Origin of the sequence: Lacrimispora sp., assembly GCF_032078915.1 — a bacterium.
GTDB lineage: Bacteria > Bacillota > Clostridia > Lachnospirales > Lachnospiraceae > Lacrimispora.
Genome location: NZ_DAMAUN010000024.1, coordinates 1 through 4,385 on the forward strand (window position 1 = coordinate 1; position 4,385 = coordinate 4,385).

Genomic DNA, 4,385 nt, shown 5'->3' on the forward strand with positions numbered 1-4,385 from the left:
GCTGCTTTTGGGGGGCACCGACATTCTGCCGAACACATTTTTCTTTGAAAACTACAAGCAGGCCTGGGAAAAGGCCAATTTCGCGGTCTATACTGTGAACAGCCTTATGATAAGTCTTGGTGTCATGGTATTGTCCATCCTGACAACGACCATGGCCGGATACGTGTTCGCAAGGAAAAAATTCAAAGGAAAAGAATTATTGTACAGCATTTTTGTGGCTTTTATGTTTGTCAACGTGGGAAGCGTCAGCTTAAGACCGCTGTTTGAACTTGCCGTGAAGGTGAAGATGAATACCTCTCTTCTAAGCATTATCCTGATTTCCACTGGTATGGGACAGGCAACCTACATTTTCCTGGTACGTGGATTTATGAATACCATTTCCAGGGAGCTTGATGAGGCGGCTAAATTAGATGGCTGTACTTTTTTCCAGATTTATTATAAAATAATATTACCACTTTTAAAACCGGTCATTGCGACCATTGGACTTCTTTCGTTCCGTACCGGCTGGAATGAATACATCATGCCGCTGGTGTTCACCATGTCCAACGACAAGCTCCGCCCTCTGACTGTCGGCGTTGTCATGTTAAAGAACAGCGGAGACGGAACGGCTGCATGGAACCTGATGTTTGCAGGCTCTACAATTTCAATCATACCGATCATAGTCATTTATATGTGCACCAGCCGCTACTTCATGAGCGGGTTGACTGCTGGCGCGGTAAAGGGATAAGAAGATGGAAAAATTACATTTAAACAGATCGGGCTTTCTTACCAATTACCTGGTATCCGGCCCTGGGGAAACGGATTTTATCAATCATGAAACCGATGACAACCAGCTGCGCTATGAGAAATATTTAAGATCATTGGTGGCAGACAAAAGCCTGGCACTTCCGGAAGAGCCTGTGGCTTTGGGAGAAACCAGCCGTCTTGGTATGCCATGGAGATACTATTACCACTATGGAAACTGGTTTGTAGATGAGAGCACCTTTTATTCCACCCTTCAGAAGGTGGAGCTGGATGCGGTTACCGGAATCCTGGTTGAGAGGGATTTGACGTTAAAGGCCGTTGTATGGTCTTATGCCGCAGTGGATGTCTGGTGCAACGGGGAACTTATGTGCCACATGGACCCGCCGGTATACAAACCCATCCGGAAAGAGACCATGGAGCTTCGGTTAAAGAAAGGCATCAACCAGATCTACATCAGTCTTCAGACGCTTGGCGTCCGGGATACCAGAACCTTATTCGGAATCCAGATCCTTGATCATACGGCGGATGTTACCGTAGTTCTTCCGGATGGGGGAAAGACCGATGAACTGGTCCGTTCGGAAAACTGGCTTAGTTCCCTCTGCATACGGGATTCTATTCTGACCTATGAAGGAAATGCTCCCCAAGGCACCTGGCTGGCTTATGACAGCCAGAGTCCTGATTTTGCTCAAGTTAAGAGCCGGAAGGAGTGGCAGGAGATCAGCGGCAGGGATAAAGTGGTCTTAGACGAAGAAAAGCCTGGAGTGATTTTGGTAAGCGTCAAGAAGGAACATGCCGTTCTCACCAGAAAGGTGGAGAACATTCTGGCGCAGAAGCCGGTGTATTCAGATGGAAAGAATTTTGAGGAAAACAGGGATGCCATTTTCCGCAGGATTGGGAATGCGGAAAGCTTATCCAGAGGAGACAAGTTTGGCTTTTCCATTTCCAACATCCTTGCAAGGAAAGCCCTTGGCATGGAAGATGGAAGAGATATTGACCTGCTTTATGAGACCCTTGACCAGATCGAAAGCCGGTATGACTGCTCGGATTTCCTGGTGTGCGGCATGATCCGGTATTTGAAAAATTATCCGGTGGATGAAAGCATGGCAAAACGGGGAAAGGAGGTACTTCTTAACTGGAGGTACTGGATGGACCAGAAAGGCTCCGATGCCATGTGCTTTTGGAGCGAGAATCATGCCCTGATGTTCTATACCTGTGCCATGAATGCAGGGGAAATGTATCCGGATGATTACTTCCCTCGCGCGGATATGAACGGAAGGGAACTTTCGAAAGCAGGCAGGGCCAAGGTGGAGCGCTGGCTGGAGGACGTGGAAGAACACGGCTTTGAAGAATTCTTAAGCACCGTTTATATGTGCGTTACCTTTGCCGCTCTGTTAAACGTCATTGATTATTCGGAGCCGGAGATTTCTGCACGCGCTGTAAAAATTACGGACCGTCTTTTAGAAATGCTTTGCCGTCACACCTACGATGGGGTCATTATCGCTCCCATGGGACGTGTATACCGGGAAGTAGTCCATCCCTTTGAACAGGGGGCCCAGGCGCTGATGAATTTAATCAATCCAAAAGTTCCTTATTCCTTTGGTGAGGGCTGGCTGGGCTTTTATGCCAGCAGCAGATACCGGCTGCCGGCCGGTTTGACACAGCTTATGGAAGCGCCGGCAGATGAAAGCTATTCTACGGGAAATGCCCTGATCTGTCTGAAAAAGACTCCGGAATACTGTATGACCTCAGTTCAGTCCCCTAGACTGGATCCGGGATTTGAGCGGTGGAAGAATTTAACTCTGGACCCGGATGCAGATCCTTCCACCTGTGAATACACCAAGTCTCTCAATGAAAGATTCCACGGAACCACCTGTTTTGAACCGGGAGTATACGGTTACCAGCAGCACATGTGGTATGCTGCGCTGGATAAGGAGACGGATCTGTTCACCAACCATCCGGGAGGTACTTGTGACTCCAGTTCCATGAGGCCGGGCTTCTGGTATGGTAATGGAGTGATGCCGGCTCTGGCTCAAAAAGGGAATCTTCTGGGAGCGGTTTACCACATACCCAAGGAGCATCCCATACACTTTACCCACGCCTATTTCCCGGCTCCAAAATTCCAGGAGGTCTTGATCCGGGATCATTGGCTTTTGGGCAGGCAGAAGAATGGATTTGCCGCTCTTTGGTGCAGCGGCGTGATGGAACCTGTCAATGACCAGCTTTTTGATTGTGAATACAGGACCTATGGAGATGATACGGCATACTTCTGCGTATGCGGCAGCAGCCATGATTTTAAATCCCTGGATGACTTTGCGGTTTATGCGGATAGCTTGCGGCCGGAGTTTCATGAAAAGGACCGTACACTGACAGCAGGCGGGTTAATAGTGAGGTTTATGGAAAATCATGATAAGACACAATATATTTAGTGAAGATATTCAAAAGGCGGTTGCTTCTGCATCCGCCGTTTTCAGCAGTTATCCCTTTTTTATGAGCAATTACATATGGTGCAGGGAGCTTTTGCTGAAGAGGAAGGACCCGGAACACGCCGCGGAGGCGGTCGAACTGGGGATCCGGCATGCGAAGATGCTGAATCTGGATGCTTATTTGCTTCCGGTCGTTTATATAGACTGGATGCTGCCGGAGGCTTTTGAGGAATTTAAAAATCAGGGGATCCCGGAATTGGTGTTTCTGGAGTCCATGAAGGATATTGAAATCTGGATCAAGGTTTACCGGAGATACCATGGGGACAAGGTGGGCCTTGATCAGATTGAGTGGGTATTCCGGTCCATTTCCGGAAAGGTGCGGCGGTTTGGAAGCCTGCAGTTTGAGGAGGTGACTTATGAACTTCCCTTCCTGATTTTTAAAAACAGGCAGACCGGCGAATATAAGGCTTTGGCATGTCCTGGCCTAAAAGTAGATCAGGATGGTTATTTTTCGGGAACCAATGGCAGAAAATTTAACAGGGAGTCCGAAACTTCTGTAAGCGTTCTGAATGAAACGGTGACTGGTTTTTCGCCGGATCTTAAGCAGGGAGTGCTTAAGATGGAGAAAGCAGTAACGCTTGATTTGTCTGACTGGGAACTTCAACTGGCTCCGGGAGAGAAGACGGCAGCGGTTCACATTCCGGAAGGGGCAGACCTTTCTCCCGATAAAATTGATTCTGCTTTGGAAACGGCAAAAGAATATTATGCAGGAAGCCTTCTGGTCTGCGACAGCTGGCTTCTGGATCCTCATCTGGAGGCCATTCTGCCAGAGAAAAGCCGGATCATAAGCTTTATGGAGCGTTTTTACAAAATGCCCTTAAAGGCGGAACAGCCCCAGATTCTGGAACGGGTTATGGGCTTTGATTGTTCTATGGAAAAACTGGAGAATTACCCATGCAGCACCTCGCTGCAGATCTCGTTAAAAAAATATCTTCTTGGAGGGAAGGAGATGTTTACCACAGCAGGCTTTCTGCCGTGGAAATGAAACCTATATGGAGGATGGCATCATGAAAGGTTATTATGCAGGATTGGATATTGGCGGAACCAATGGAAGGCTTAAGATCTGCGGTTCGGATGGAGCGGTACTTGGAGAATTTACGGCGCCGGGCTGCAGCCTCAATACGGATGGAGCGGAGAAAAGCCGGCTTCGATACCGGG

3 protein-coding genes and 1 pseudogene are annotated in these 4,385 nt (G+C 48.3%); all 4 read left to right on the forward strand.

Annotated features, from left to right (window positions below):
• The coding region (locus RT269_RS11500; protein WP_313182748.1) for a carbohydrate ABC transporter permease at positions 1-727 on the forward strand (727 nt) is incomplete at its 5' end.
• A gap of 4 nt (positions 728-731) precedes the next feature.
• A complete protein-coding gene (locus tag RT269_RS11505) occupies positions 732-3,170 on the forward strand; it encodes a hypothetical protein (RefSeq protein ID WP_313182750.1) in 2,439 nt (812 codons plus the stop codon).
• Positions 3,148-4,212 (forward strand): acyltransferase domain-containing protein, encoded by a 1,065-nt coding sequence (locus RT269_RS11510; protein WP_313182751.1) that lies wholly within the window; start codon positions 3,148-3,150, stop codon positions 4,210-4,212. Before RT269_RS11505 ends, RT269_RS11510 begins: the two co-directional genes overlap by 23 nt.
• Positions 4,213-4,234: 22 nt before the next feature.
• A pseudogene (locus RT269_RS30225) lies at positions 4,235-4,385 on the forward strand (N-acetylglucosamine kinase); the annotation flags it as partial.

What these genes read in the sequence shown, in the direction of transcription:
- RT269_RS11505 (WP_313182750.1), top strand. Translation starts at nt 732, where the DNA reads ATGGAAAAATTACATTTAAACAGATCGGGCTTTCTTACCAATTACCTG.
- RT269_RS11510 (WP_313182751.1), top strand. Translation starts at nt 3,148, where the DNA reads ATGATAAGACACAATATATTTAGTGAAGATATTCAAAAGGCGGTTGCT.